This window comes from Klebsiella grimontii (genome assembly GCF_900200035.1).
In the GTDB taxonomy this organism is placed as follows: domain Bacteria; phylum Pseudomonadota; class Gammaproteobacteria; order Enterobacterales; family Enterobacteriaceae; genus Klebsiella; species Klebsiella grimontii.
The window spans coordinates 1-24,763 of the sequence record NZ_FZTC01000004.1 but is presented as its reverse complement, the minus strand read 5'-3'; the positions used below and the strand labels follow the sequence as shown (position 1 = coordinate 24,763).

The following is a 24,763-nucleotide window of genomic DNA, read 5'->3' as shown; positions in this document are numbered from 1 at the left end:
AGAGGAGATGAAAACGCTGGCGGGCGAGCGCGTCGCCGAGCTGAAAACCCGCGGTTACGACAACGCGGGGCTGTACGATCCGGCCGGCGTTGGCGGCACGCACGTGATGTACGTGCTGCACCACGCCGACAAGCCGAACCTGTACCACGGCCTGCCGGAGAACCCGGAAATCAGCGCCACGGTTAAGTTCTGGAAAGGGATCTGGAAGCCTCTCGCGGCGGTCGGCTTCGCGGCCACCTTCGCCGCCAGCATCTTCCACTACGTCGGCGTCGGTCCGAACCGCGCGGAAGAGGAAGAGGACAATCTGGATGAAGAGAAAGACGAGGTGCGCAAATGAAAAGACGTGACACCATCGTGCGCTACACCGCGCCGGAACGCATCAACCACTGGGTCACCGCCTTCTGCTTCGTGCTGGCGGCGGTGAGCGGGCTGGGCTTTTTCTTCCCGTCCTTCAACTGGCTGATGCACATCATGGGCACCCCGCAGCTGGCGCGTATTCTGCACCCGTTCGTGGGTGTGATTATGTTTGCCTCATTCATCATCATGTTCTTCCGCTACTGGCACCATAACCTGATCAACCGGGACGATATTTTCTGGGCGAAGAACATTCGCAAGATTGTGGTCAACGAGGAAGTGGGCGACACCGGGCGCTATAACTTCGGCCAGAAGTGCGTGTTCTGGGCGGCGATTATCTTCCTGGTGCTGCTGCTGGTGAGCGGGGTGATTATCTGGCGTCCGTACTTTGCGCCGGCCTTCTCCATCCCGGTTATCCGCGTCGCGCTGATGCTGCACTCCTTCTCGGCGGTCGCGCTGATCGTGGTGATCATGGTGCATATTTACGCCGCGCTGTGGGTGAAAGGCACCATTACCGCGATGGTGGAAGGCTGGGTGACGAAGACCTGGGCGAAGAAGCATCATCCGCGCTGGTACCGTGAAGTCCGCGAAAAGCAGGATAAGCGCCAGTCGTAGGCCCGAGCGCTTTGTTCGTCTCTGAAATGGCGTCGTATATCGACGCCATTTTTTTGCGGATAACGCGCTGTTTTGACAACATTAACCATAGTGCGCCGCAGGCGGGAGCGGCACGTTTCCCGGTTCGCTCAAGCCATGGCGCAGGATAGCTAATCCTAACGGTGCATAGTCTGGGATATCGATATCAGGTATCGTAACGCACACATTGCGATGTCATGGGTATATCCCGTACGCCGATTGCGGTTATCATTAATGACATTCACCAGAGCGGGCGCGTGATGCCCGCCAAATCACAGAGCGGACGCGACCATCGCCGAATCTGCTGAAACCAGGAAGTAACAGAATGAGCATTCGTATCATCCCGCAAGATGAGCTGGAAAAGAGCGAGAAACGCGCGACGGATATGATTCCGCCGTTGTTGTTTCCCCGGCTCAAAAATTTATATAACCGTCGCGCCGAACGCCTGCGCGAACTGGCTGAAAATAACCCGCTGGGCGATTACCTGCGCTTTGCCGCACTTATCGCCCACGCGCAGGAAGTGGTGCTGTACGACCATCCGCTGCAGATGGATCTCACCGCGCGCATCAAAGAAGCGAACGACCAGGGTAAGCCGCCGCTGGATATCCACGTTTTGCCGCGCGATAAGCACTGGCACAAGCTGCTGCATTCGCTGATTGCCGAACTGAAGCCGGAGATGAGCGGCCCGGCGCTGGCGGTCATCGAGAATCTGGAAAAAGCCTCCGAACAGGAGCTGGAACTGATGGCAAGCGCGCTGTTTGCGTCCGATTTTGCCTCTGTCAGCAGCGATAAAGCGCCGTTTATCTGGGACGCGCTCTCGCTCTATTGGGCGCAGATGGCCAGCCTGATCCCCGGAAAAGCCCGCGCTGAATACGGTGAACAGCGTCAGTTCTGCCCGGTTTGCGGCTCGATGCCGGTCTCCAGCATGGTGCAAATTGGCACCACTCAGGGCCTGCGCTATCTGCACTGCAACCTGTGCGAAACCGAGTGGCATGTGGTGCGCGTGAAGTGCAGCAACTGCGAACAGACGCGCGATCTGCACTACTGGTCATTAGATAACGAGCAGTCGGCGATTAAAGCCGAAACCTGCGGCGACTGCGGTACCTACCTGAAGATTCTCTATCAGGAAAAAGACCCAAAAGTGGAAGCCGTCGCCGACGACCTCGCCTCGCTGGTGCTGGACGCACGGATGGAACAAGAGGGCTTCGCCCGCAGCTCCATTAACCCGTTCCTGTTCCCTGGCGAAGGGGAATAACGGCTGGCATCATGTCGGGCGGCGCCTGCCGCCCGGCTTACAAATGATAAGGCGTAATCACTCCGGGTATCCCGAAAAAATCTTTGGTATTGCGCGTGACCAGTTCATAACGATGTATTTGCGCTGTCGCCAGTATGATGGCATCCGGCAGCTTCATCCCATACTCCTTCCTGAGATTGACGCTTCGTTCAGCAATATCCTGTGAAATATCGATAATATTAAACGCGCTCAGTGCAATACGCGTGCGGTGTTCCTGATGATACTTTTTCGCCCCCACCATTACTTCCATCCACGTGATGAGGCTAATCGCATTCTGTGGCGGATAAGCCTCCAGAACCTGTTTCGCTTCAACGCGACCGCTGAATAAATCGATGAGAATATTAGTATCAAACAGCGCCGGGCCTTTAATCATTGCCACTCCTCGCGGAGTTTCCTTTCGAATTCAACTCCCTCTTCCTCACAGCCTTGCCAAATCCCCAGCGCATTGGAAATAGTGGTGTCAGCTTGTCTTTCCAGGTACTGTTCAACCGCCTCGCGTAACAGTTCCGCTCGAGGAAGATTGCGCTGCTGTTTGAGGTCTTCAAGACGTTTAATAACGTCATCCGATAAGTCGAGTAGTATTCTGCCCATATTCGTTCCCGTCATCATACTCACATATACCTCCAGTATATCATTGACGATGAATTTTCAAACAACATACACCTGCAGTTGGTGGGGGGAAAGCCCCGTCAGCAATGAGTTTCACTTTTGCGAGCCGCTTTCCACAATCGTTTCGCAACCCAAATCGCCCATTTTCTTTTGTTAAAAATCAGGCTATAAGACTGGATATCCAAACAGGTTAAGGGATTAAAAAATGGCGCTTGAAAAAGGTATTGCAGAGCTGGTGCGGGAATTTATCGATGCAGGTCGCCCCTCATCGCGCGAACAGAATATTGATGACCGGAGAAACGGTTATGTCGCCAGTGCCGTGTTAGCCGGGGAACAAGAAAACCGCGTGTGGGTAGAGGACATCGAACTCGAGGGCATGTTTTTTCGCGTGGTCTCTCCCCTCAATGCGACTGGCGCGCTGCCTGCCGTTATCTATTTCCACGGTGGCTGCTTTATCAGCGGCGGTTTCGCCACGCATGACCATCAGCTCCGCCAGCTGGCGTACCACAGCGGCTGTCGCGTTATCGCCGTGCAATATCGGCTGGCGCCGGAGCATACTTTTCCTGCCGCCCATGATGATGCCGAAAAAGGCGCGCTGATTATTCACCGCCACGCCGGGCAGCTGGGCATCGATGCTTCCCGTATTACGCTGGCTGGCGACAGCGCCGGAGGACATCTGGCATTAGTGACCGCCCTGCGACTCAAAACCACGCAGGCCTGGCAACCCGCACAGCTGGTTTTGATTTACCCGATGCTGGATGCCACCGCCAGCATGAAGAGCTATATCGATAACGGTAAAGATTACATCATCACCGAAGATACCCTGCTCAGCGGCTATGAAATGTACCTTTCAGCGACGGAACTCCATCATCCGGAAGCCAGCCCGCTATGGCGTAAAGACTTTAACGGATTACCGCCGGTACATATTCTGACGGCAGAATACGACCCTTTGCGTGATGAAGGCGAAGCGCTTTACCAGCGCCTGCTTGAGCAGGGCGTTGACTGTACCTGTCAGCGCTATCTCGGGGTGATCCACGGCTTCTTTCAACTGTGCGGCATCAGCCCGGCGGCCGGAAGCGCGATGAGGGATATCGCCTGGCGGGTGAAGTCACCAGGCCAATAGACCGGTATAAAGGGAGGCTACTCCTCTTCGTTACCGCCCTCTTCATACGGGCCAAACGGCTTCGCGGGAAGAACAATATAGATACCCTCAAAAACCGCGCCAAGCCGATCGTCGCCAAACAGTTCAACCTGCAGCTGAACGCGCGCTTTACGCCCGCGCGCCAGCCGGTCAAGATCGCCGCTTAACGAACCGAGATCGGCAACGGCGCTTGGGCGTCCGCTAATGGGCTGGCTGTAGCGGATATGCGCATCGGCAAGAATAATTGTGCCGCCAAGATGCCGCTCGCGCAGCATCAGCCAGATAAGCCCCCAGCCGGTTAACGTTGCCTGAGAAAACAGGCTGCCGGCAAACAGGGTATGGTGTGGGTTCTGGTTACCGGCTTCTGGCATGGTGGTGATGAATTTTTGCCCGGTATACTGCTGGATGCGCACGCCCATTTTCTCGCTGAGAGGGATATGCTGATACCAGGCCTGCTGCAGCTGAGCGCACCAGTCGCCGCGATGTAAAATATCATCCAGCGAGGCTATTGGCTTAATCATCAGAAAATGACGGATCGGCGTGGTCGTCGGCGTGGTGATTTCTCCCTGGTTCACAAAACCGAGCTTCGCAAAGAACTCCACCGCGTCTTCGCGGGCGCTACAGGTCACGCGCTTAACGCCTTCCTGGCGGGCGACGGACTCCAGCGTCATCGCCATCAGGGTACCCAGCCCTTTATCCTGCACTGACGGATGAACGGCCATAAAACGGATAGAGGCTTCGTTTTCCGCATTCACATACAGCCGCCCGACGGCAACTAGATTACCCTCTTCATCGACCACCATTTGATGGTGCGCCATCGCATCCCACGCATCACGCTCGGACCCTTTCGGCTGATGCAGCGGCTTACGCAGCATCTCCCAGCGGAACTGGTAGTAGCTCTCTAACTCTTCTTCTGTTTGCGGTACACGAAGGTGATACATAGCTGTACTCTCTTTTGTTACCCGCAGCCTGCCCGGAAGCTGGCTCATACCTGCAACCAAAAGGTTACGGGACCATCATTCACCAGAGAAACCTGCATATCGGCAGCAAATCTCCCGGTCTGCGTATTCATTTTCTGCTCGCGGCAGCGCTCAACGAAATACGCGTACAGCGCTTCCGCTTTATCCGGCGCAGCCCCTTTCGAAAATCCAGGGCGCATCCCGCGCTCGGTATCCGCTGCCAGCGTAAACTGTGAAACCACCAGCACGCTGCCGCCAGCCTGCTGCACGTTCAGATTCATTTTGCCTTCAGCATCGCTAAAAATACGGTATCCCAGCACGCGCTCGCACAGGCGGTTCGCCTTTTGCTCATCATCGTCTCTTTCGACGCCTAACAGCACCAGAAGCCCGGGGCCGATTTCGCCCGTCACTTCACCCTCCACGGTAACGCTAGCTCGGGATACGCGTTGAATTAATGCAATCATGATTGTTCTGTTTCTTCTTTTTTCAGTTTGCGGTATTCACCGAGAGTGACAGTAATTTCAGCGCCAAGCAAGACGATACACCACGTCCAGTACACCCAGACAAACAAAATAGGCACCACGGCGAGTACGCCATAAATCAGCTGATATGACGGGAACGCGGTGATATATAAAGCAAAAGCTTTCTTACCCGCTTCAAAGAGCAGCGCAGCGACCAGGGAACCGATTATCGCATCGCGGTTACGCACCTCGGCCGTCGGCACAATGCTGTAAAGCAGCCAGAATGCCACCCAGGATAAAATGAGCGGAAAAATACGCAGCACATCGTCAATCACGCTATTCAGGTCGCTGGCCCAGCGTAACGACAGGAGATAGGAGCTGATCGCAAGGCTGGCGCCCGCCAGCAGCGGCCCCAGGGTGAGGATCATCCAGTAAACGGCAAAGGAGTAGGTTTTTGGTCGGGTGCGCGTACTGCGCCAGATGGTGTTCAACGCGCTATCAATGGAGTACATCAACAGCAGCGATGTCACAATCAGACCGAAAGCGCCCACGGCGGTCATTCGACTGGAGTTAGCGACAAACTGCTCAATGTAGCCCTGAATGACATCCCCGGTTGCCGGGATGAAATTGGCGAAGATAAAGTGGCGAATCTGGATACTGACATCAGAAAACATCGGAAATGCCGCGAACAGCGCGAAAACGACGGCAATAAGCGGCACAAGGGAGAGTAACGACACATAGGCAAGATTCCCCGCCAGCGTCGTCATATTATCTTCATCAATACGCCGCCATAGCAGCTTGAGCCAGGCCACCAGCGGTCGCAGATGGCGCGTGGTTTTTTGATGAACGGTTTTTAGCATAGCTGTTTAGCAAAATAGTTGGGGATGGTTTCCTTCCCGGTCACCAGAATGCTGGTAATGCCCAGCTGGTTAGCCCCGGCAATATTATCCGCGTTATCATCGAAGAAGACCGTATCGTCAGCGGAAAAACCTTCCGCTTCAAGGACGCTCTGATAGATCCGCGCTTCGGGTTTACGCATCCCCATTTCCTGAGAAAGATAGATATGGTCAGCCGCGGCGCGTATCTCGGGGTACTCATCCGGCCAGAAGGTGGTATGCAGGCGGTTAGTGTTGGACAGAACCACGACCCGATGCCCCTGCTCGCGTAATTTTTGCATAATCGCGATAACCTCCGGGCGCAGGGAGACAAAAACCGCCTGCCAGCCGTGGGAGAACTGCTCGTAGCTAAGCGACATGTTCATTTCATGGCACATCGCCGCCGCGAAATCTTCATCGCTGATTTCACCGCGCTCGTGCTGGTGGAACGCTTCGCCCATGGTGAAATGCTGCTGCAGCGTCGCAAGGGGAATTCGCGTTAAATCGCTCCACGTCCCGAGCACCCGGTTGAAGTCAATATCGACAATCACATTACCTAAATCAAAGATATAGAGCATGGTCCTCTCCTTTTGCACCGTGGAAAATTAACTGTAGCGGGAAAGGGGGAGTTTGACTATGGGCGGTAGGGCTTTGTACAAAAAAGAAACCCTGCCATTGAGGCAGGGTTCAGATAGCAGAAAGAAGCGTTAATTAATCTTCTTTCGCACCGCGCATCGCGCGTTTACGGTCGTTCTCGGTCAGGTGACGTTTACGGATACGGACAGAAGTCGGGGTGACTTCTACCAGTTCGTCGTCATCGATGAACTCAAGAGCCTGCTCCAGAGTCATTTTCAGCGCCGGAACCAGCGTCGTTGCTTCGTCAGTACCGGAAGCACGCATGTTGGTCAGTTTCTTACCGGTCAGGCAGTTTACCGTCAGGTCGTTAGAGCGGCTGTGAATACCGATAATCTGGCCTTCGTAAACTTCTGCGCCGTGGCCCAGGAACAGCTTACCGCGATCCTGCAGGCTGAACAGGGCGAACGCAACTGCTTTACCCTGACCGTTGGAGATCAGAACACCGTTCTGACGCTGACCCACATCACCCGCACGAACGTCGTCGTAGTGGCTGAAGGTGGAGTACAGCAGACCGGTACCGGAGGTCATGGTCATGAATTCTGAACGGAAGCCGATCAGACCACGGCTTGGGATCACGTAGTCGAGACGTACGCGGCCTTTGCCATCTGGATTCATGTTTTTCAGATCGCCTTTACGCTCACCCAGCGCCTGCATCACAGAACCCTGGTGCTGCTCTTCAACGTCCAGCGTCACGTTTTCGAACGGCTCTTGCTTACGGCCATCGATTTCGCGGAAGATAACTTTCGGACGGGAAACCGCCATTTCGAAACCTTCACGACGCATGTTCTCGATAAGGACAGACAGGTGCAGTTCGCCACGGCCAGAAACGCGGAATGCGTCTGCATCCGGAGTTTCTTCAACGCGCAGCGCCACGTTATGCACCAGCTCTTTGTTCAGGCGGTCAAGGATCTGACGAGAGGTAACGTACTTACCTTCTTTACCGCAGAACGGCGAGGTGTTAACGCAGAAGAACATAGAGACGGTCGGCTCATCAACAGACAGCGCCGGCAGCGCTTCAACATTCTGCGTATCGCAGATGGTGTCAGAGATGTTCAGTTCGCCCAGGCCGGTGATCGCGATGATATCGCCAGCTTCTGCAACGTCGCTCTCGATACGCTCAAGGCCCAGATGGGTCAGAACCTTACCGACTTTACCGTTACGGGTTTTGCCTTCGCTATCAATGATAGTGACCTGCTGGTTCGGCTTCACTTTACCGCGCTTGATGCGGCCGATGCCGATGACGCCAACGTAGTTGTTGTAGTCCAGCTGGGAGATTTGCATCTGCAGCGGGCCATCAAGGTCAACGTTCGGCGCCGGTACGCGATCGACGATGGTCTGATACAGCGGAGTCATGTCTTCAGCCATATCTTCGTGATCCAGACCCGCGATACCGTTCAGCGCAGAAGCGTAAACGATAGGGAAGTCCAGCTGTTCGTCGGTAGCGTCGAGGTTAACGAACAGGTCGAATACCTGATCGACAACCCAGTCAGGACGTGCGCCCGGACGGTCAACTTTGTTGATAACAACAATTGGCTTCAGGCCATGAGCAAAGGCTTTTTTGGTCACGAAGCGCGTCTGCGGCATCGGACCATCCATTGCATCAACGACCAACAGAACGGAATCAACCATGGACATGACACGTTCAACTTCACCACCGAAGTCGGCGTGCCCCGGGGTATCAACGATGTTGATACGGTAGTCATTCCATTTGATAGCGGTGTTTTTAGCCAGGATGGTAATCCCGCGCTCTTTCTCCAAATCGTTGGAGTCCATCACTCGCTCTTGAGTTTCGGCACGCGCGTCGAACGTACCGGATTGCTGTAGCAGCTTATCAACCAGGGTAGTTTTACCATGGTCAACGTGCGCGATGATGGCGATATTACGCAAATTTTCGATCACAACTTTGCCTCAGGCATTAGAAATAGCGCGTTATTGTACACGGATTAATCGCAGTACAAAACAGGATCACAAACATCCTCCGCAAACAAGTATTGCAGAGATTCTTTGTGATCGCTTTCACGGAGCGTTAAAAGGGTTATTCAAGGTCAATTGCACCAAATAAGTGCCCAATGTTCACACAAATGCACTATATTGGTGCAATGCATTCATTTTGGTGCAGCCCTTTTGCACGATGATGTGCATGATAACGCCTTTTGGGGGCAATTTAAAAGTTGGCACAGATTTCGCTTTATATTTTTTAAGGCAACAACGCCACTTTACGTAGTTAAAAAGTTTTCGTTTCCACGACGACAATGACCAATCCGGGAGAGTTTAAGTATGTCCGCTGAACACGTTTTGACGATGCTGAACGAGCATGAAGTGAAGTTTGTCGATCTGCGCTTCACCGATACCAAAGGTAAAGAACAGCACGTTACTATTCCTTCTCATCAGGTAAATGCCGAATTCTTCGAAGAAGGCAAAATGTTTGATGGCTCCTCGATTGGCGGCTGGAAAGGTATTAACGAATCCGACATGGTTCTGATGCCGGATGCAACCACCGCGCTGATCGACCCGTTCTATGAAGAACCGACGCTGATCATCCGCTGCGACATCCTGGAACCAGGCACCCTGCAGGGCTATGACCGCGACCCGCGTTCCATTGCTAAGCGCGCTGAAGAGTATCTGCGCTCTACCGGCCTGGCTGACACCGTGCTGTTCGGGCCAGAACCAGAATTCTTCCTGTTCGACGACATCCGTTTTGGTGCCTCCATCTCCGGTTCCCACGTTGCTATCGACGATATCGAAGGCGCATGGAACTCCTCCACCAAATACGAAGGCGGCAACAAAGGCCACCGTCCGGGCGTGAAAGGCGGTTACTTCCCGGTTCCGCCAGTAGACTCTTCTCAGGATATCCGCTCCACCATGTGTATGATCATGGAAGAGATGGGCCTGGTTGTTGAAGCTCACCACCACGAAGTGGCGACTGCGGGCCAGAACGAAATCGCGACCCGCTTTAACACCATGACCAAAAAAGCGGACGAAATTCAGATTTACAAATACGTTGTGCATAACGTCGCACACCGTTTCGGCAAAACCGCGACCTTTATGCCAAAACCGATGTTTGGCGATAACGGTTCCGGTATGCACTGCCACATGTCCCTGTCCAAGAACGGCGTAAACCTGTTCTCCGGCGACAAATACGCAGGCCTGTCTGAACAAGCGCTGTACTACATCGGCGGCGTAATCAAGCACGCTAAAGCGATTAACGCCCTGGCTAACCCGACCACCAACTCCTACAAGCGTCTGGTCCCGGGTTACGAAGCGCCGGTTATGCTGGCTTACTCTGCCCGTAACCGTTCCGCGTCTATCCGTATTCCGGTTGTCACCTCTCCGAAAGCGCGCCGTATCGAAGTTCGCTTCCCGGACCCGGCTGCTAACCCGTACCTGTGCTTCGCGGCGCTGCTGATGGCTGGCCTTGACGGTATCAAGAACAAAATCCATCCGGGCGAAGCCATGGATAAAAACCTGTACGACCTGCCGCCGGAAGAAGCGAAAGAGATCCCACAGGTTGCAGGCTCTCTGGAAGAAGCACTGAACGCGCTGGACGCGGACCGTGAATTCCTGACCGCTGGCGGCGTATTCACCAACGACGCTATCGATGCTTACATCGCCCTGCGTATTGAAGAAAACGACCGCGTACGCATGACTCCGCACCCGGTTGAGTTTGAGCTGTACTACAGCGTCTAATTTTGCTGTAAATCCGCGGTATTCCGTGTTGTGGCGTGGGGTACCAAGGATGTTTTGTTGCCGTGGAAACTTTCAGCCCATCTCAGGATGGGCTTTTTTCTCCACCAACGCGCTGATCCCATGAGCTTTTTATTCATAAAAAGCTATACTGCACTAAAATGGTGCACTCTTTTTCAGGAGACTGTCGAATGGCAACAGGCACACTGCCCGATGCTGGGCAGATCCTTAACTCTTTAATCAACAGTATCTTACTGGTCGATGACGACCTAGCGGTACATTACGCGAACCCGGCGGCGCAGCAGCTGCTGGCGCAAAGCTCGCGTAAATTATTCGGCACGCCGCTGCCGGAGCTGTTGAGCTATTTCTCGCTGAATATCGGCCTCATGCAAGAGAGCCTCGCTGCGGGTCAGGGTTTTACCGATAACGAAGTGACGCTGGTTATTGATGGCCGCTCCCACATCCTTTCCCTGACGGCGCAACGCCTGCCTGAAGGCTATATCCTGCTGGAAATGGCGCCGATGGATAATCAGCGTCGCCTGAGCCAGGAGCAGCTACAGCACGCGCAGCAGATTGCCGCACGTGACTTAGTGCGTGGTCTGGCCCACGAGATTAAAAATCCGCTGGGCGGCCTGCGCGGCGCGGCGCAGCTGCTGAGCAAAGCGCTGCCCGACCCTGCGCTAATGGAATATACCAAAGTCATTATTGAACAGGCCGACCGGTTAAGAAATCTGGTCGACCGTCTACTGGGACCACAGCATCCCGGAATGCACGTAACAGAAAGCATCCACAAGGTCGCTGAGCGAGTGGTGAAGCTGGTGTCGATGGAACTACCGGATAACGTCAAGCTGGTGCGCGACTATGACCCCAGCCTGCCAGAGCTCCCGCACGACCCGGATCAAATTGAACAAGTGCTGCTGAACATCGTACGTAACGCGCTGCAGGCGCTGGGACCGGAGGGCGGAGAGATCACTCTGCGCACCCGGACGGCCTTCCAGTTAACCCTGCACGGCGTGCGCTACCGCCTCGCTGCGCGTATCGACGTTGAAGATAACGGCCCGGGAATCCCGTCTCACTTACAGGATACGCTGTTTTATCCCATGGTGAGTGGACGCGAAGGCGGTACCGGACTCGGGCTGTCTATCGCCCGCAGCCTTATCGACCAGCACTCCGGCAAAATTGAATTTACCAGTTGGCCAGGGCATACCGAATTCTCGGTGTACCTGCCTATTCGGAAGTAGAGGTGTTTATGCAACGAGGGATAGCATGGATCGTTGACGACGATAGCTCCATCCGTTGGGTGCTTGAACGCGCGCTCACCGGGGCAGGCTTGAGTTGTACAACGTTTGAAAGCGGCAATGAGGTGCTTGATGCCCTCACGACCAAAACCCCGGATGTACTGCTGTCTGATATCCGCATGCCGGGGATGGATGGGCTGGCGCTGCTAAAGCAAATTAAACAGCGTCATCCGATGCTCCCGGTCATCATAATGACGGCGCATTCGGATCTTGACGCGGCGGTCAGCGCCTATCAGCAGGGCGCTTTTGATTATCTGCCGAAACCGTTTGATATTGATGAAGCGGTGGCGCTGGTCGACCGTGCGATTAGCCATTACCAGGAACAGCAGCAGCCGCGTAATGCGCCGATTAATAGCCCGACGGCCGATATTATCGGCGAAGCGCCGGCCATGCAGGACGTTTTTCGCATTATCGGCCGCCTGTCGCGCTCATCAATCAGCGTACTGATCAACGGAGAATCCGGTACCGGTAAAGAGCTGGTTGCCCATGCTCTCCATCGGCATAGTCCGCGCGCCAAGGCGCCGTTTATTGCGCTAAATATGGCAGCAATTCCTAAAGATTTAATCGAATCAGAGCTATTTGGCCACGAGAAAGGGGCCTTTACCGGCGCCAATACCGTGCGTCAGGGACGCTTTGAGCAGGCAGACGGCGGCACGCTGTTCCTCGACGAGATCGGCGATATGCCGCTGGACGTACAGACTCGCCTGCTGCGCGTCCTCGCTGATGGCCAGTTTTATCGCGTCGGCGGCTATGCGCCGGTGAAAGTGGATGTGCGCATCATTGCCGCCACCCACCAGAACCTTGAGCTGCGCGTCCAGGAAGGAAAATTCCGCGAGGATTTATTCCACCGCCTGAACGTGATTCGCGTCCATCTGCCGCCGCTGCGCGAGCGTCGGGAAGATATTCCTCGCCTGGCGAGGCACTTCCTGCAAATTGCCGCTCGTGAACTGGGCGTCGAGGCCAAACAGCTGCATCCGGAGACGGAGATGGCGTTAACCCGACTGGCATGGCCGGGTAACGTACGTCAGCTGGAAAACACCTGTCGCTGGCTGACGGTAATGGCCGCAGGTCAGGAGGTTCTGACGCAGGATCTTCCCAGCGAGCTGTTTGAAACCGCGATACCGGATAACCCAACGCAAATGCTGCCGGATAGCTGGGCCACGCTGCTGGGACAATGGGCCGATCGCGCTTTGCGTTCCGGTCATCAAAACCTGCTCTCGGAAGCGCAGCCTGAGATGGAGCGCACGCTGCTGACCACCGCCTTACGCCACACTCAGGGGCATAAACAAGAGGCGGCCCGGCTGCTGGGATGGGGTCGTAATACCCTGACGCGTAAGCTAAAAGAGTTGGGGATGGAGTAGCTGCGCGCTGGCGAGGAAAAAATAGTCATCCAGCGCAAACTGCTGCTATTTTGTACTTTACTGTTGCCATGCGTTGAGTATGATCTTGCCCGGAAAGACGGGGGAGAAATCATGCTTGAATCACTCATTAATATTATATCGAGCGGTGTTGCAGCGGGTCATACGCCGCAGACGGCGGTCGCTGCCGTTCTGTGCGCGGCGATGGTTGGCCTGTTTAGCTGATAATATCCCCTCTCCTGCCAGGAGAGGGGATATTGCTTATATAACGCGGGAAAACTGCTGCATCCGCGCTTTTTGGCGCAGATACGCATCGAAACACATGCAGATATTGCGAATCAGCAGTCGGCCTTTCGGCGTCACCTGAATGCCTTTCTCATCCACATCCACCAGCCCATCTTTGGCTAGCGGCGCCAGCAATTTCATATCGTCGGCAAAGTAGCTATCGAAGGTAAGATCCCACTGCGCGTCTACCGAAGCGAAGTCGAGACGAAAGTTACAAATCAGCGCCTTAATCACGTCGCGGCGGATGCAGTCATCGCGCGTCAACGCAATACCGCGCCACAGCGCCGTTCCGGTTTCATCAACCTGCTGATAATACTGTTTCAACTCTTTCTGGTTCTGCGCGTAGCAATCGCCAATCATACTGATCGCCGACACGCCCATTCCCAACAGGTCGGTGTCTCCCTGGGTGGTGTAACCCTGGAAATTGCGATGCAGAATGCCTTCACGTTGGGCTATCGCCAGTTCATCATCAGGACGGGCAAAGTGGTCCATGCCGATAAACTGATATCCCGCGGCCGTCAGCGAATTGATGGTTTCCTGAAGAATGTCCAGCTTCTGTTCCGCTGAGGGCAAATCGGCATCTTTGATTTTGCGCTGCGCGGCGAAGAGCGTGGGTAGATGCGCGTAGTTGAACACGCTCAGACGATCGGGATTAAGCTCCGCCACTTTCTGTAGCGTATAAGCGAAGCTCTGCGGCGTCTGCTTCGGCAGGCCGTAAATCAGGTCGATATTGGTCGAGGTAAAGCCGATGCCGCGCGCATGGTTGAGTAGCGCGAAGATGAAGGCCTCATCCTGCTCGCGGTTTACCAGGCGCTGCACTTCTTTGTTGAAGTCCTGCACGCCCATACTCAGGCGATTAAAGCCTTCGCCACGTAAATGATCCAGCACATCGAGTTCGATTTCGCGCGGATCAACCTCAATGGAGATCTCTGCGTCCGCGTTAAAATTGAAATGGGTACGCAGCAGACCCATCAGACGACTAATTTGCGCCTTGTTTAGATACGTTGGCGTACCGCCGCCCCAGTGTAGCTGATTGACTTTGCGGCCAGAAAAAAGCGGCGCGCGATGAATAATCTCCTGCTCAAGGACATCCAGATACTGATCGGCCTTATGCTGTTGGCGGGTGACGATTTTATTACAGCCGCAGAAATAACAGAGCTTATGGCAAAACGGGATATGCACGTACAGCGAGAGGGGACGCTGCGGATAGCGGGCAACCGCCGCATCAAATTCAGCGGGGCCAAATTCTGGAGAAAACTCCAGCGCGGTGGGATACGAAGTATAACGCGGCCCGGAATAGTTATATTTCTGGATCAGGGCCAGATCCCAGTCGATTAACTGCACAGACATGCTCACTCCTTCCGATGGTACCGTCGGCGGGTACGCCGCCCCGGCCCAACCGCACCTCGGGTAATGAGCCGGTTGCGCAGCCATTTTTGACGCCGCGACAACCGTCGTAGTTTAACGAATAACCACAGCAGATAACATATAACCAGAAGGGTTATAAGCAGGACCGGGAATCCGATGGGGTGCAAACGTTAGTTTCCACCCTTCAGCAGACGCATCATATCTTCTTTGCGCTCTTCCTCTTCTTCATCTTCGTCATCATCGTAGGAGAGGCCCAGCTGCTGCATCAGTTCATCAATGCGATCCAGTTTGGCATCAACCCAGGTCTGCTCTTCAGCATTCAGGGTACCGCCCTCTTCCAGACGTTCCAGCAGCGCGTCCAGGCGCTCATCGTTCTCCAGCAAATCCAGCTCAGCCTGCGGTGAAAGCATAGGTTTCTCGCTCTTTGGTTTATGCTGCTTAATCGCCGGAGCATTTTCAGTCACGCCCAGCGGGATTGGTTTTTTACTGCCAATTCGGGGATCTTGCTGCTGGCCTTGTTTTTTGCCTGCCAAAGCGTTGTCGCCGCCGGTCGCGCGACTTCCTGCCGCATGGCCACGATGCTTCTTCTGATGCTTGCGCTCGCGGGCTTCCTGGTTCAATTCTTCACGCGTTTTGCGATTTTTTTTGCCGCGAGGTACGGATGTCGGTTTTTTCATGTTGTGTAATCTTCAGGCCGTTTTCTTCAGTATAGAATTGAGGCGGAATCTAGCAGAAAGCAAGCAAAGAAAAAAGGCGACAGATTACTCTGTCGCCTTTTTCCGCACTGACAACCCTTAATGGGCTTCTACTTTCCATGTTCGCTAACGACACACCCTGTCTTTCCTTTAGCAACTAACGGTCCCTGTTACATCCATTTCCTTTTAAAACGTCTCCAGACGTTTGTCATCCTGACAATCCGTAGTCCTCGCCTCCTGGCGCTTCCTGACTCCTCATCCTGAGTCATAATCCTGTTAGCATCCTCGCCCTTGACCGCTACTTTACTGTTTTAAGGAAAACCTACAACCGACTGTACGGAAAAAAAACAAGTTTCAGAATTTTCTTTCAGCTCAACACGATGATTTATCAGCGTTTGTATTATGTTTACTCAGTTTTTCCTCATGTATTTCTCATATAATCAATAGCCAATGTCTTACAAAGACTGTGGTTTTAACTTACAGCGATGAGGTGCGGTAAAAACAGCCTTTTTCTGCTGTTCAGGTATAATCCCCGTCAAAGCCTGATTTAACGGAGACGACCGTCTTGACCAACTGGAATTATCAACTGACGCATTTTGTCACTAGCGCGCCAGATATCCGCCATCTTCCTGCCGATACCGGTATTGAAGTGGCCTTTGCTGGCCGCTCTAACGCCGGGAAATCCAGCGCTCTGAACACGCTGACTAACCAGAAAAGCCTGGCACGCACTTCGAAGACGCCTGGCCGTACGCAGCTGATTAACCTGTTTGAAGTCGCTGAGGGCAAACGCCTGGTCGACCTGCCGGGCTATGGTTATGCCCAGGTACCGGAAGAGATGAAAATCAAGTGGCAACGCGCGCTGGGTGAATATCTCGAGAAACGCCTGTGTCTGAAAGGCCTGGTTGTGCTGATGGATATCCGTCATCCGCTTAAAGATCTCGATCAGCAGATGATCCAATGGGCGGTTGAAAGCGATATTCCGGTTCTGGTGCTGCTGACCAAAGCCGATAAGCTGGCCAGCGGGGCGCGGAAAGCGCAGATCGCTATGGTTCGTGAAGCGGTAACCGCCTTTAACGGAGATGTGCAGGTCGAAGGATTTTCTTCCCTGAAGAAGCAAGGCGTGGATAAACTCCGGCAGAAACTGGATAGCTGGTATAACGATATCCCCCCTCAGGAAGAACCTGAAGACGGCGAATAATCTCGCTAATTACCCCGGATAGCGGCGCGTGAGGCCCTGTCCGGGTAGCCCGCCTCATCAGCATCGATACGCAAAAAATTTTCTTTCGCGCAATAAAAAACGCCCCGGTCATAAATGACCGGGGCGGCTAAAATATTCAGCCAAATCCGATTACGTGAAGTAAAAGGTCTGAAAGATAGAACATCTTACCTCTGTACCCTACGTCTTTAACTCTACTCTTCTTTCGATTACGGATAAAGCATTTTTTGTAGTTTTTTTTCACTCTTTACATAGCAAATTCAAATGATCATCACAAAATACGATAAGTTATGTTACTCACTTACAAGAAATGACCCTACCTGCCGAATACTTAGTGCGCTTGATCCCAGTTTTCTCCGCTTCCCACTTCCACCAGTAGCGGAACCGCCAGCGTCGTACTGCTTTCCATCAGTTCATGGATTTTTTTCGCGACCGCCTCAAGATCGTCTTTATGCACTTCAAAGACCAATTCATCGTGCACCTGCATGATCATCCGCACGCGAGGTTTTTCACTTAACAACCAGCTGTCGACGGCAATCATCGCGCGCTTAATAATATCGGCGGCGGTTCCCTGCATCGGCGCGTTGATCGCCGCACGCTCGGCACCAGCACGACGCGCACCGTTGCTGGATTTAATGTCCGGCAGATAGAGACGACGGCCATCGAGCGTTTCAACATACCCCTGCTCTTTTGCCTGAGTGCGGGTGCGCTCCATATACTCCAACACGCCCGGATAGCGTTCAAAGTAGAGATCCATATACTTTTGCGCTTCTTTGCGTGGGATATTGAGCTGGCGCGCAAGGCCGAATGCGCTCATGCCGTAAATCAGGCCGAAGTTGATCGCCTTCGCGCTGCGGCGCTGCTCGCTACTGACGCTCTCCAGCGGCAAACCGAAAACCTCAGCCGCCGTCGCGCGGTGGATATCCTTCCCTTCAGCAAACGCGGTCAGCAGGCCCTTGTCGCGAGACAGATGCGCCATGATGCGCAGTTCAATTTGCGAGTAGTCGGCAGAGACGATGAGATAATCTTCCGGTGCAATAAACGCCTGGCGAATACGGCGCCCTTCATCATTGCGTACCGGAATATTCTGCAGGTTCGGATCGGTGGACGACAAACGTCCCGTGGCGGTAACCGCCTGGTGATAAGAGGTGTGAACCCGGCCCGTTTTCGGGCTGATCATCAGCGGCAGCTTATCGGTGTAGGTGGACTTGAGTTTTGCCAGGCCACGATATTCGAGGATGACTTTCGGCAGCGGATAATCCAGCGCCAGCTCTTCCAGCACCTCTTCCGAGGTCGAGGGCGCGCCGCCCGGGGTTTTCTTCAGCGGCTTAATACCTTGTTTTTCAAACAAGATCGTTTGCAGCTGCTTCGGAGAAGAGAGGTTAAACTCTTCGCCCGCGATGTCGTACGCCTTTTTCTCCAGCTCAACCAGGCGCTTGGCTATCTCCTGAGAGTGCACATGCAGTACGGCCGGATCGATCTTCACGCCATTGCGCTCAATGCGGGATAGTACCGGCACCAGCGGCATTTCAATATTTTTAAAAACGTTCAGCGGGCCTTCATTTTGCTGAAGTTTAGGCCACATTTTCAGGTGCAGCTGTAGCGTGACGTCGGCATCTTCCGCCGCGTAGCGGCCCGCTTCTTCCAGCGCGATTTGGTTGAATGTAAGCTGGTTTTTACCTTTACCCGCAATCTCTTCAAAGGTAATGGTTTTGTGCTTCAGCCAGCGGTCGGAGAGGCTATCCATATCATGGCGGCCCGCCACGCTGTCGAGAATGTAGGATTCCAGCATGGTATCAAAGGCAATACCGCGCAGTTCAATGTCATAGTTAGCCAGGATACCGCGGTCATATTTGAGGTTTTGCCCAACCTTCAGAACATTGTCATCTTCCAGTAGCGGTTTCAGCAGCTCAAGGACACGGTCGCGCGGGATCTGATCCGGTGCGTCCAGATAATCATGGGCAACCGGTACATAGGCCGCAACGCCGGGTTCAATAGCGAAGGATAAGCCGACCATATTGGCTGACACGTTATCCAGGCTGTCTGTTTCGGTATCAAAGGCAAAAAGCGGCGCTTTCTTCAGGCTCTCAATCCAGGTCAGCAGCGTTTCTTCATCAAGAATCGTGACATAGTTTTCAGAAGAGAGCGCCGTGGCGGTTTCCTCTTCGGCATCAGCCACTGCTGCCACAGCGGCTATCGGCTTCGCCGCAGGCTTTGCGCCTTTTGCCTGCATCCACTTGCCGGACTCGACATCAGTGATCCAGCGTTTGAACTCATACTTTTTAAATAGCGTCAGCAGTTCATCAGCGATGGGCTGTGCAACCAGCAGATCTTCGCAGCCCAGATCCAGCTCGACGTCGGTTTTGATCGTCGCCAGCTGATAAGAGAGGTAGGCCACCTCTTTATTCTGCTCCAGCTTCGCTGCCATCGTTTTTGCACCGCGGAAGGTCAGTCCGGCGATTTTTTCAGGTTCCGCATATAGCGTATCAAGGCCGCCCAGCCCCTGTAACAACGCCTGCGCCGTCTTCTCTCCCACGCCTGGTACGCCAGGGATATTGTCCGATGAGTCCCCCATCAGGGCCAGAAAATCGATGATCAGCTCCGGCGGCACGCCGTATTTGGTCACCACTTCATCCGGGCCGAGGATGGTGTTGGTCATGGTGTTAATCAGCGTAATACCCGGCGTAACCAGCTGAGCCATGTCTTTATCGCCGGTGCTAATCAGTACCGGACGCCCGACCTTTTCAGCTTCACGCGCCAGGGTCCCGATGACATCGTCAGCTTCTACGCCAGGAACGGCCATCAGCGGCAGGCCCATCGCCTTAACCATGGCATGCAGCGGCTCGATCTGCGCACGTAGATCGTCCGGCATCGGCGGGCGATGAGATTTATAGTGCTCAAACAGTTCATCACGGAAAGTCTTCCCCTTGGCATCAAACACGACGACGGCATGGGTCGGTTGATACTGCAGGATCAGGCTTCGCAGCATATTCAGTACGCCATACATTGCGCCTGTCGGCTCGCCAGCGCTATTCGTCAGCGGAGGGAACGCGTGATATGCCCGATAAAGGTAAGAGGAGCCGTCAACGAGGATGAGAGGGTTTTCTGGGATCTGAACCATAATTTCCGTGCCTGTTTATCAGATTATCGGTAAAGGATGCCACAGACGGGCATTAAATCCTGAATTTTTCCCGCATTTCGTCGAAAAGATTCAACGATCCCGTCGATCGCGCAATGCGTTAACCTGTGGATAACTTTGTGAATAGTTTTATAACGATGGCTACGTCATCATTAATAAAATAATCTATTGGTAAATTACTCTATATTTATCATGGCATTATAAATTAACAACCCGCTTTAATAACATCATGATGACTCAATGTTCCATGTGGATATAAGATCCGGATATTTTTCCGTCCGGGTAAAACCCGTCATTTGCTCTATTTTCTGGTAAAATCAGCCTCTTGCGCTGTTTAAACGCGTTCTTTGTCAGCCTAACTTTCTGAATAAATTAACTATGTCGAGATTACTCGCTGCGATAACGCTCCCGCTGAGTATCGCCCTGACTATCGTAGTCACCATTATTTGCTCCGTGCCAATAATCATCGCCGGGCTGATTAAACTGCTTGTGCCTGTTGCTGCGGTCTGGCGCTCGATATCCGTTTTTTGCAATTTCATGATGTACTGCTGGTGTGAAGGGTTGGCTCTGCTGCTGCGCCTTAATCCCTGGCTTAAGTGGGATGTTGAGGGCCTGGAAGGCCTGAATAAGAAAAACTGGTATCTGCTTATCAGCAACCACCATAGCTGGGCCGATATCGTGGTACTGTGCGTGCTGTTTCGCAAACATATCCCGATGAATAAATATTTCCTCAAGCAACAGCTCGCCTGGGTGCCGTTTATTGGCCTGGCATGCTGGGCGTTGGATATGCCTTTTATGCGCCGTTATTCCCGCGGTTATTTAATCCGCCATCCAGAGCGCCGTGGCAAAGATGTTGAAACCACCCGCCGCTCCTGCGAGAAATTCCGCTCACATCCCACCACTATCGTTAACTTTGTCGAAGGTTCACGCTTTACTGAAGAGAAGCGGCTGCAGACCCGCTCGCCTTATAATAATTTATTAGCACCAAAAGCTGCCGGTACTGCCATGGCATTAAGCGTACTGGGCTCGCAGTTTGATAAGCTGCTGAACGTTACGCTGTGTTATCCAGAGAATCATCACCGACCGTTTTACGACATGCTGAGCGGCCGATTAACGCGGATTGTGGTACGCATCCGCGTTGAACCCGTGACGGAAGAGCTGCACGGCGATTATGTGAATGATAAAAACTTTAAGCGGCGGTTTCAGCGCTGGCTAAATACGCTCTGGGAAAATAAAGATCGTCAGTTAACGGAAATCATGCAGCAGAAAGGAAAATGATGCTGGACGCTGAAAAGAGTAACGCCGGTCAGTAACCGGCGTTTATTTTTTATTTCTTCTCAACTAACTGCTTAACGGTATCGGCATACTGGGCAACAAATGCGTCCATATTGCTGGTATCCATACCCTGCGGGTTAAGCTGATATTTGCCGTTAACGTACATAGCGGGTACGCCCTGCAGCTGGAAATCAGCAGCGGCTTTCTCTTGCTGAGCCACCAGGGATTTCACTACAAAACTGTTCCAGGCTGCATCGTAATCTTCACCTTTAACGCCGGCGTCAACGAAGACCTTACGAATATCGGCTACGGTCTGAACGGTCTGTGTTTTCTGTACCGCTTCAAACATCGGGACGGTAATCTTGTCTTCCACACCCAGCGCCATCGCGACGGCCCACGCCTGGGTCAGATCCTTGCCCAACGGGCCCAGGAATTCAACGTGGTATTTCGTCATTTTGACGCCTTCAGGCAGCTTTTTCTTCACGTTATCTGACACATGAAGCACTTCTTCAAACTGATAGCAGTGCGGGCAGTAGAACGAGAAAAACTCGAGCACCTGAGGCTCGCCGGCAACGGGCTTATCGAGGGTAATATACTGCTTACCGTTGGTGATCTGGGCAGCGGATGCACTAAAAGCCAGAATCATACCAGCCAGCGCCAGCCAAATTTTTTTCATGATTAACTCTCTCCTGGATATATCACATTAATACATTGGCGTTAACTGAAGAGGCGGTTCCTGCAGAACCTTTACCTGCTCAAGAAAAGTTGTTGTCTGCCCACGCCAGTAATCTTCCCCGGTTAACCACGGGAAGTTCTTAGGAAAAGCAGGATCTTCCCAGCGTCTTAACAACCACGCCAGATAATAAACTAACCGCATTGCACGTAAAGGTTCGATGAGGGCAATTTCATCCGTATTGAAAGAGCTAAACTCTTCATACGCTTCAATGATCATCTCAAGCTGCATCCGTTGCTCGGCCTTATCACCGTTCAACAGCATCCACAAATCCTGGATAGCAGGTCCATTACGTGAATCATCTAAATCAACAAACAAAGGGCCATCGCGCCAGAGGATGTTTCCTGCATGGCAGTCACCGTGCAAACGTAAGATATTGGCGCGCCCGTGCCATTGCGCCATTACCGCATCAATCAGCTTATCAGTAGCGCCAAGAAAAGCCTCTTTCAGCCCTGCCGGTATCAGCGGGGAGAGCTCAAAGACCTGCCGGGGCTCAAGAAGGTACTCATTGGTGCCAATCTCCGGGCGCGCGACAAAACGCTGTTTGCGTCCCGTTTGATGCAGACGGCCAAGGTAGCGCCCAACCCATTCCATCTGATCGAGGTTATCCGCCTCAAACTGACGTCCACCCAGGCTTGGGAACACGGCGAAAAAGAACCCCTGATGCTGATGAAGGGTACTTTCGTTAAACGACAATGGCGCCGCTACAGGGACTTCGTCCTGAACGAGCTGAAGGGAAAACTGGTGTTCTTCGAGGATTTGTTCGGCGGACCAGCGCTCAGGACGATAGAACTTCACCACATAGCGGCGACGATCTTCGTCCTGAAACTGGTAAACTCGGTTCTCATAGCTATTAAGCGGGGTGAGACCTGAGTCCACCCGCATTCCCAGATCAAATAAACCATCAATGATGGTATCCGGGTGAAGCGTCTGAAAAGTGAAAGCCTTATCGTGCATCCTGACATCCGATAATCGTACGAATGATACAGGATATCATCTCATTACCGATTCCGCGGCAGCGCTTACAACCTTTTACTCTTTAATCACGCCCCGAGCGCGTAGCAGCGCAGTTTTAAAATCTTCTTCATAATCTTTCTGGATACCGGGGATAACAGCCTCTTTTGCCGAGTCGCGCATCTTCAGGTGATAAATCAGAATATCGTCGGAAAGATCGCTCAGTTCACCGGCATAACCGGCCTCTTTCGCCAGTTTTTGCAAAAATTGAATCAAATTCAGCTCGGGTTCTTTCTGCCAGGCTGGCTGGAGAAGTTCAATGACTTCATTCAGGCGTTTACATTTCATAGCAATGCTCCTTACTCTTGATAGGTGTACGTTAGCAGGGACAATCCCACAATGAAAGAGGCGATATTAATATGCAGGGCAAGGTAATAACCGGCGTTGTACTGGCGGGTGGGAGAGGTACGCGTATGGGAGGCATTGATAAAGGATTGCAGTTGCTGAAGGGGAAAGCTCTGTGGCGTCATGTCGCCGATAGGCTGCAACCCCAGGTCACAAAGCTGGTGATTAGCGCTAACCGCAATCTTGATTGCTGGCGAAGCAGCGGCTACCCGATTATTACCGACTCTCTGAACGACTTTCCCGGGCCGTTAGCCGGTATGCTTTCCGTTATGCATCAGGTTGAGGGTGAGTGGTTTCTGTTTTGTCCATGCGATACGCCTTTTATTCCATTATTTCTGGCTGAGCGCTTAATACTGCAAAAAAAATCATCCCCGGTCGTTTGGGTACACGACGGTGAACGCGACCATCCGGCGATTGCTCTGGTGAATCGAGTGGTGATTAGCGAACTGGAAACCTATCTGGCGGCAGGCGAGCGGCGGGTTATGGTGTTTATGCGTAAAATGGGCGGGCATAGCGTCGATTTTAGCGATGTAAAATCAGCCTTTATTAACGTCAACACTCTCAGTGACTTACAAAGTATGGAGGTGTCATCATGATCCCTCTTTTGGCCATCGCCGCCTGGAGCGGCACGGGTAAAACAACCTTATTAAAAGCGCTGATTCCAGCGCTACGCGCGGAAGGCATACGTCCTGGGCTCATTAAACATACTCATCATGATATGGATGTGGATAAACCCGGTAAAGATAGCTATGAGCTACGTAAAGCAGGCGCAGCTCAGACGATAGTCGCCAGCTCGCAGCGTTGGGCATTAATTACGGAAACACCCGAAGAGCCTCCACTGGATCTGACATGGCTGGCTAGCCGAATGGATGCATCAACGTTAGATCTCGTACTGGTTGAAGGTTTTAAACATGAAGCTGTGCCCAAGATCCTGCTCTTTCGGCAAAACAGCGGACATTGCAGAGAAGAATTAGTGTTTGATGATGACGTGATTGCCGTTGCCAGCGATACGCCTGTCGAGACGTCGCTTCCCTTGTTAGATTTAAATAATATTCCGCAGATAGCCGTTTTTATTATGCAGTGGTTAAAGAGGGCTTAATCGCGGCCTTGATTGAGATTGCAGAGATATCGCTACGCGTCATCTTGCTAAATCATTCTTGCTTTCTCAGGCCACAAAAACGCAAAAAGCCCATCCGTCAGGATGGGCTCTTCACTTAATTGATGCCTGGCAGTTCCCTACTCTCACATGGGGAGACCCCACACTACCATCGGCGCTACGGCGTTTCACTTCTGAGTTCGGCATGGGGTCAGGTGGGACCACCGCGCTGTTGCCGCCAGGCAAATGCGGTTTAATCTGTATCCGGCTGAAAATCTTCTCTCAATCCGCCAAA

At 53.1% G+C, this 24,763-nt stretch carries 26 protein-coding genes and 1 rRNA gene; 12 read left to right on the top strand and 15 right to left on the bottom strand.

The window, feature by feature from the left end; all coding sequences use genetic code 11:
- The 3 genes from KOSB73_RS01515 to fdhE all read left to right on the top strand — a co-directional run.
- Window positions 1-337, top strand: a 337-nt coding sequence (locus KOSB73_RS01515; protein WP_279338420.1) for a formate dehydrogenase N subunit beta transmembrane domain-containing protein, incomplete at its 5' end; no start/stop codon positions are given.
- Window positions 334-969 (top strand): formate dehydrogenase cytochrome b556 subunit, encoded by a 636-nt coding sequence (fdoI, locus tag KOSB73_RS01510; RefSeq protein WP_004132860.1) that lies wholly within the window; start codon window positions 334-336, stop codon window positions 967-969. The genes KOSB73_RS01515 and fdoI, both read left to right, overlap by 4 nt.
- Window positions 970-1,312: 343 nt before the next feature.
- Window positions 1,313-2,242, top strand: coding sequence for a formate dehydrogenase accessory protein FdhE (gene fdhE / locus KOSB73_RS01505; RefSeq protein WP_098140180.1), 930 nt, complete (start codon window positions 1,313-1,315; stop codon window positions 2,240-2,242).
- A gap of 37 nt (window positions 2,243-2,279) precedes the next feature.
- Here fdhE and KOSB73_RS01500 read toward each other — a convergent pair whose 3' ends face one another.
- On the bottom strand, window positions 2,280-2,654 hold the full coding sequence (locus KOSB73_RS01500) for a type II toxin-antitoxin system VapC family toxin (protein WP_049086919.1): 375 nt from the start codon (window positions 2,652-2,654) through the stop codon (window positions 2,280-2,282).
- Window positions 2,651-2,890 carry a ribbon-helix-helix domain-containing protein gene (locus tag KOSB73_RS01495; protein ID WP_077265771.1) on the bottom strand — a complete coding sequence of 80 codons (240 nt, stop codon included), beginning with the start codon at window positions 2,888-2,890 and terminating at the stop codon, window positions 2,651-2,653. The genes KOSB73_RS01500 and KOSB73_RS01495 overlap by 4 nt, the downstream gene beginning before the upstream one ends.
- A gap of 205 nt (window positions 2,891-3,095) precedes the next feature.
- Here KOSB73_RS01495 and KOSB73_RS01490 point away from each other — a divergent pair, with 205 nt between their 5' ends.
- Window positions 3,096-4,013, top strand: a complete 918-nt coding sequence (locus KOSB73_RS01490) for an alpha/beta hydrolase (RefSeq protein ID WP_098140179.1) — start codon at window positions 3,096-3,098, stop codon at window positions 4,011-4,013.
- A 17-nt stretch (window positions 4,014-4,030) separates the two neighbouring features.
- Here the strand turns inward: KOSB73_RS01490 and fabY are convergent, their stop codons facing one another.
- From fabY to typA, 5 genes are all read right to left on the bottom strand, one after another.
- Window positions 4,031-4,972, bottom strand: a complete 942-nt coding sequence (gene fabY / locus KOSB73_RS01485; RefSeq protein ID WP_004127112.1) for a fatty acid biosynthesis protein FabY — start codon at window positions 4,970-4,972, stop codon at window positions 4,031-4,033.
- Window positions 4,973-5,016: 44 nt separating this feature from the next.
- The gene (dtd, locus tag KOSB73_RS01480; protein WP_004132870.1) at window positions 5,017-5,454 is read right to left on the bottom strand and encodes a D-aminoacyl-tRNA deacylase; all 438 of its coding nucleotides are present in this window, start codon (window positions 5,452-5,454) and stop codon (window positions 5,017-5,019) included.
- Window positions 5,451-6,311 carry a virulence factor BrkB family protein gene (locus KOSB73_RS01475; protein WP_004127107.1) on the bottom strand — a complete coding sequence of 287 codons (861 nt, stop codon included), beginning with the start codon at window positions 6,309-6,311 and terminating at the stop codon, window positions 5,451-5,453. Before KOSB73_RS01475 ends, dtd begins: the two co-directional genes overlap by 4 nt.
- Window positions 6,305-6,904 carry a glucose-1-phosphatase gene (yihX, locus tag KOSB73_RS01470; protein ID WP_004132872.1) on the bottom strand — a complete coding sequence of 200 codons (600 nt, stop codon included), beginning with the start codon at window positions 6,902-6,904 and terminating at the stop codon, window positions 6,305-6,307. The genes KOSB73_RS01475 and yihX overlap by 7 nt, the downstream gene beginning before the upstream one ends.
- Before the next feature lie 133 nt (window positions 6,905-7,037).
- Window positions 7,038-8,861 (bottom strand): ribosome-dependent GTPase TypA, encoded by a 1,824-nt coding sequence (gene typA, locus KOSB73_RS01465; protein WP_004132874.1) that lies wholly within the window; start codon window positions 8,859-8,861, stop codon window positions 7,038-7,040.
- A 378-nt stretch (window positions 8,862-9,239) separates the two neighbouring features.
- Between typA and glnA the strand changes: the two genes are divergently transcribed.
- The 4 genes from glnA (at window position 9,240) to KOSB73_RS01435 (ending at window position 13,527) form a co-directional block, all read left to right on the top strand.
- Window positions 9,240-10,649, top strand: coding sequence for a glutamate--ammonia ligase (gene glnA / locus KOSB73_RS01455; RefSeq protein WP_004127100.1), 1,410 nt, complete (start codon window positions 9,240-9,242; stop codon window positions 10,647-10,649).
- 188 nt (window positions 10,650-10,837) lie between these two features.
- Window positions 10,838-11,887 (top strand): nitrogen regulation protein NR(II), encoded by a 1,050-nt coding sequence (gene glnL / locus KOSB73_RS01445; protein ID WP_004127098.1) that lies wholly within the window; start codon window positions 10,838-10,840, stop codon window positions 11,885-11,887.
- A gap of 8 nt (window positions 11,888-11,895) precedes the next feature.
- Complete coding sequence (glnG, locus tag KOSB73_RS01440; RefSeq protein ID WP_004107350.1) at window positions 11,896-13,305, top strand: nitrogen regulation protein NR(I); 1,410 nt, start codon at window positions 11,896-11,898, stop codon at window positions 13,303-13,305.
- Window positions 13,306-13,416: 111 nt separating this feature from the next.
- Window positions 13,417-13,527 carry a YshB family small membrane protein gene (locus tag KOSB73_RS01435; protein ID WP_004127096.1) on the top strand — a complete coding sequence of 37 codons (111 nt, stop codon included), beginning with the start codon at window positions 13,417-13,419 and terminating at the stop codon, window positions 13,525-13,527.
- Window positions 13,528-13,563: 36 nt separating this feature from the next.
- Here the strand turns inward: KOSB73_RS01435 and hemN are convergent, their stop codons facing one another.
- Both hemN and yihI read right to left on the bottom strand, forming a co-directional pair.
- Window positions 13,564-14,937, bottom strand: a complete 1,374-nt coding sequence (gene hemN / locus KOSB73_RS01430) for an oxygen-independent coproporphyrinogen III oxidase (RefSeq protein ID WP_098140178.1) — start codon at window positions 14,935-14,937, stop codon at window positions 13,564-13,566.
- A 188-nt stretch (window positions 14,938-15,125) separates the two neighbouring features.
- Window positions 15,126-15,632, bottom strand: a complete 507-nt coding sequence (gene yihI, locus KOSB73_RS01420; RefSeq protein ID WP_049131453.1) for a Der GTPase-activating protein YihI — start codon at window positions 15,630-15,632, stop codon at window positions 15,126-15,128.
- A 583-nt stretch (window positions 15,633-16,215) separates the two neighbouring features.
- On the opposite strand from yihI, the gene yihA reads away from it, so the two are divergent.
- Complete coding sequence (gene yihA, locus KOSB73_RS01415; protein ID WP_004127091.1) at window positions 16,216-16,848, top strand: ribosome biogenesis GTP-binding protein YihA/YsxC; 633 nt, start codon at window positions 16,216-16,218, stop codon at window positions 16,846-16,848.
- 136 nt (window positions 16,849-16,984) lie between these two features.
- On the opposite strand, the gene spfP is transcribed toward yihA, so the two are convergent.
- Both spfP and polA read right to left on the bottom strand, forming a co-directional pair.
- Window positions 16,985-17,032, bottom strand: coding sequence for a small protein SpfP (gene spfP / locus KOSB73_RS31565; protein ID WP_071892919.1), 48 nt, complete (start codon window positions 17,030-17,032; stop codon window positions 16,985-16,987).
- Between the two features lie 165 nt (window positions 17,033-17,197).
- Window positions 17,198-19,987, bottom strand: coding sequence for a DNA polymerase I (polA, locus tag KOSB73_RS01405; RefSeq protein WP_049086923.1), 2,790 nt, complete (start codon window positions 19,985-19,987; stop codon window positions 17,198-17,200).
- A 396-nt stretch (window positions 19,988-20,383) separates the two neighbouring features.
- Between polA and KOSB73_RS01400 the strand changes: the two genes are divergently transcribed.
- A complete protein-coding gene (locus KOSB73_RS01400; RefSeq protein ID WP_049086924.1) occupies window positions 20,384-21,283 on the top strand; it encodes an acyltransferase in 900 nt (299 codons plus the stop codon).
- Between the two features lie 49 nt (window positions 21,284-21,332).
- On the opposite strand, the gene dsbA is transcribed toward KOSB73_RS01400, so the two are convergent.
- From dsbA to KOSB73_RS01385, 3 genes are all read right to left on the bottom strand, one after another.
- Window positions 21,333-21,956 carry a thiol:disulfide interchange protein DsbA gene (dsbA, locus tag KOSB73_RS01395; RefSeq protein ID WP_004871955.1) on the bottom strand — a complete coding sequence of 208 codons (624 nt, stop codon included), beginning with the start codon at window positions 21,954-21,956 and terminating at the stop codon, window positions 21,333-21,335.
- A 27-nt stretch (window positions 21,957-21,983) separates the two neighbouring features.
- On the bottom strand, window positions 21,984-22,970 hold the full coding sequence (locus KOSB73_RS01390) for a serine/threonine protein kinase (RefSeq protein ID WP_004871954.1): 987 nt from the start codon (window positions 22,968-22,970) through the stop codon (window positions 21,984-21,986).
- A gap of 75 nt (window positions 22,971-23,045) precedes the next feature.
- Window positions 23,046-23,315: a YihD family protein gene (locus KOSB73_RS01385; RefSeq protein WP_004127077.1), complete on the bottom strand. Its 270-nt coding sequence runs from the start codon at window positions 23,313-23,315 to the stop codon at window positions 23,046-23,048.
- Between the two features lie 71 nt (window positions 23,316-23,386).
- On the opposite strand from KOSB73_RS01385, the gene mobA reads away from it, so the two are divergent.
- Both mobA and mobB read left to right on the top strand, forming a co-directional pair.
- The gene (gene mobA / locus KOSB73_RS01380) at window positions 23,387-23,968 is read left to right on the top strand and encodes a molybdenum cofactor guanylyltransferase MobA (RefSeq protein ID WP_004871949.1); all 582 of its coding nucleotides are present in this window, start codon (window positions 23,387-23,389) and stop codon (window positions 23,966-23,968) included.
- A complete protein-coding gene (mobB, locus tag KOSB73_RS01375; protein ID WP_004871947.1) occupies window positions 23,965-24,471 on the top strand; it encodes a molybdopterin-guanine dinucleotide biosynthesis protein MobB in 507 nt (168 codons plus the stop codon). The genes mobA and mobB overlap by 4 nt, the downstream gene beginning before the upstream one ends.
- 124 nt (window positions 24,472-24,595) lie before the next feature.
- On the opposite strand, the gene rrf is transcribed toward mobB, so the two are convergent.
- Window positions 24,596-24,711, bottom strand: a 5S ribosomal RNA gene (gene rrf / locus KOSB73_RS01370).
- Window positions 24,712-24,763: the final 52 nt, after the last annotated feature.